Raw genomic sequence first — 2,228 nt, forward strand, 5'->3', positions numbered from 1 at the left:
CTGTGGCCGCAAGCGCTGGCCCGCGCGCAGCGCGATCTGGCCCTCGGGGATGTCTTCGCCCGCGGGCCGGACATTGGCTCCAGGCTTCAGCCCCGGCGGCAGCACGATCCTGCCGGAATCGTCGATGCGGACATCTTCCTGCATGAAGACGGTCTCCACACCCGGCGGCATCGGCGCGCCCGTGAAAATGCGCGCGGTGTGGCCGGGCCTGATTGGTGCCTGTGCAAGCCCGCCGGCCTGGATGCGGCCGTCAAGCGGGAACGCCTGCTCCCCGCCATCGGGAAGATCGGCGTTGCGCACGGCGTAGCCGTCGACGGCCGAGTTGGTGAAGGGCGGCAGCGGCAGCGGCGCCGCGACGTCGCGCGCCAGCACGCGCCCGTCTGCGTCGACGAGCGTCACCGTCTCCAGATCGGCGATCGCGTTGACGCGCGTCGTGATGAGACCAACGGCCTCGTCGACCGACATCATCGGGCCGCCGAAGGCAAAGCAATCGTCCGACAGTTGCGCCATGGTGCCTCGTCAGCGTATCGCGGCGCTCTTCGCCACGGCTTCCTCGACCGGCATCGCGGCGCGCAGCAGCAATGCCGCAGCCGCCGCGATATCGTCGAGATGGACAGTCGGCAGCCCAGTGTCAATGGCGGTGTCAGTCGCGATCCCGGCAATGCCGGGATCGTCGGGGTACAGCAACGGCTTGCCGTTGGCCGCGCGATGCACCTCGATCTTGCGGTGCGGCTCGCGCTTGAAACCCTCGACCACGACGAGATCGACCGCGGACAGCTTGCTCAATAGTTCCGGCAACCGCGGCTCCGCGGCGCCGCGCAGCTCGTGCATCAGGGCCCAGCGGCTTGACGAAGCAACCAGCACTTCGGCCGCGCCGGCCTCGCGATGCCGCCAGGAATCCTTGCCCGGCACGTCGACGTCGAACTGGTGATGCGCATGCTTGATGACCGAGACGCGCAGACCCTGCGCATTGAAATGCGGGATCAGCCGCGTCAACAGCGTGGTCTTGCCCGCACCGCTCCAGCCCGCAAGGCCGATGACTTTCATAACCGTTCGATCTCCTACGGCTCGCCAGCCGGTGGAACCAGCGCTCCCTCCTCGTCATTGCGAGCGCAGCGAAGCAATCCAGAGTGTCTCCGCGGATGCATTTCTGGCTTGCTTCGCTGCGCTCGCAATGAGGAGTGGAGGCATTTTGTCCATTCGCTGCCATGCTTATATCGGCTGGAGCCGAATGTCATGCTAACCTCGCGACCATGATGAAGATCGATAAAGCTCCCGTGCCCCTGATTGTCCCCAATCCAGACGATCCTCGCCTGACCCAGAGCGTGACCGGGACCGACCAGACCGGCGCCAGGGTCGAGATCAAGGTGCCGATGGAGCGGCCGCTGACGCTCTACCTGAATGCCCAGGAGATCGTCACCATGATGACGATCGGCGACTATCCGGAATATCTGGCGCTCGGCTATTTGCTGAACCAGAACATGCTGAAATATAATGACGCGGTCACCGAGGTCGAATACGACGACGACCTCCAGGTGGTCGTGGTGCGCACCACACACCACACCAATTTCGAAGCCAAGCTGAAGAAGCGCACGCAGACCTCGGGCTGCGCGCAGGGCACCGCCTTCGGCGACCTGCTGGAGGCGGTCGAGAGTGTCGCGCTGCCGAAGGCGGAGCTGCGCACCTCCTGGCTCTACCAGATGACGCAGACCATCAACACCATGCCCTCGCTCTATCTCGAGGCCGGCGCGATCCACGGCTGTGTGCTGTGCAAGGAGGGCACTCCGCTCTGCTACACCGAGGATGTCGGCCGGCACAACGCGGTCGACAAGATCGCGGGCTGGATGTACCGCCACGGCGTCGATGCATCGGACAAAATTCTTTACACCACAGGGCGTCTCACCTCGGAGATGGTGATCAAGACGGTCCGCATGGGCATTCCGATCCTGGTGTCGCGCTCCGGCTTCACCGCCTGGGGTGTCGATCTCGCCCGCCAGGTCGGACTGACGCTGGTCGGACGCACCCGCGGCAAGCGCTTCATCGTCCTCGCGGGCGAGGAGCGCATCGTCTACGACCAGGATCTCGCTTACGTCGAGGAAGAGTCGGCCAAGCACAAACGCAAGGGTGAAGCTGGTGACGACTAGTTTTCCGGCCACGCAAGGTGTGCTGCTCGCCGGCGGCCTCGCGCGGCGCATGGGCGGCGGCGACAAGCCGATGCGCACCATCGG

General features: G+C 65.2%; 2 protein-coding genes and 2 pseudogenes. 2 read left to right on the forward strand and 2 right to left on the reverse strand.

Annotation, left to right across the window (positions count from 1 at the left end; translation table 11 throughout):
* Positions 1 to 510, reverse strand: a pseudogene (locus tag MOV74_RS36470) (molybdopterin molybdenumtransferase MoeA); the annotation flags it as partial.
* A gap of 9 nt (positions 511 to 519) precedes the next feature.
* Positions 520 to 1,047: a molybdopterin-guanine dinucleotide biosynthesis protein B gene (gene mobB / locus MOV74_RS36475; protein ID WP_246932157.1), complete on the reverse strand. Its 528-nt coding sequence runs from the start codon at positions 1,045 to 1,047 to the stop codon at positions 520 to 522.
* A gap of 206 nt (positions 1,048 to 1,253) precedes the next feature.
* Between mobB and fdhD the strand changes: the two genes are divergently transcribed.
* Entirely contained in the window at positions 1,254 to 2,144 is an 891-nt protein-coding gene (gene fdhD, locus MOV74_RS36480; protein WP_246932159.1) for a formate dehydrogenase accessory sulfurtransferase FdhD, read from the forward strand.
* Positions 2,131 to 2,228: pseudogene (locus MOV74_RS36485) on the forward strand (molybdenum cofactor guanylyltransferase MobA); the annotation flags it as partial. The gene fdhD and the pseudogene MOV74_RS36485, both read left to right, overlap by 14 nt.

Origin of the sequence: Bradyrhizobium sp. SHOUNA76 (assembly GCF_023006445.1) — a bacterium.
In the GTDB taxonomy this organism is placed as follows: domain Bacteria; phylum Pseudomonadota; class Alphaproteobacteria; order Rhizobiales; family Xanthobacteraceae; genus Bradyrhizobium.

What these genes read in the sequence shown, in the direction of transcription:
- fdhD (WP_246932159.1), top strand. Translation starts at nt 1,254, where the DNA reads ATGATGAAGATCGATAAAGCTCCCGTGCCCCTGATTGTCCCCAATCCA.
- mobB (WP_246932157.1), bottom strand. Translation starts at nt 1,047, where the DNA reads ATGAAAGTCATCGGCCTTGCGGGCTGGAGCGGTGCGGGCAAGACCACG.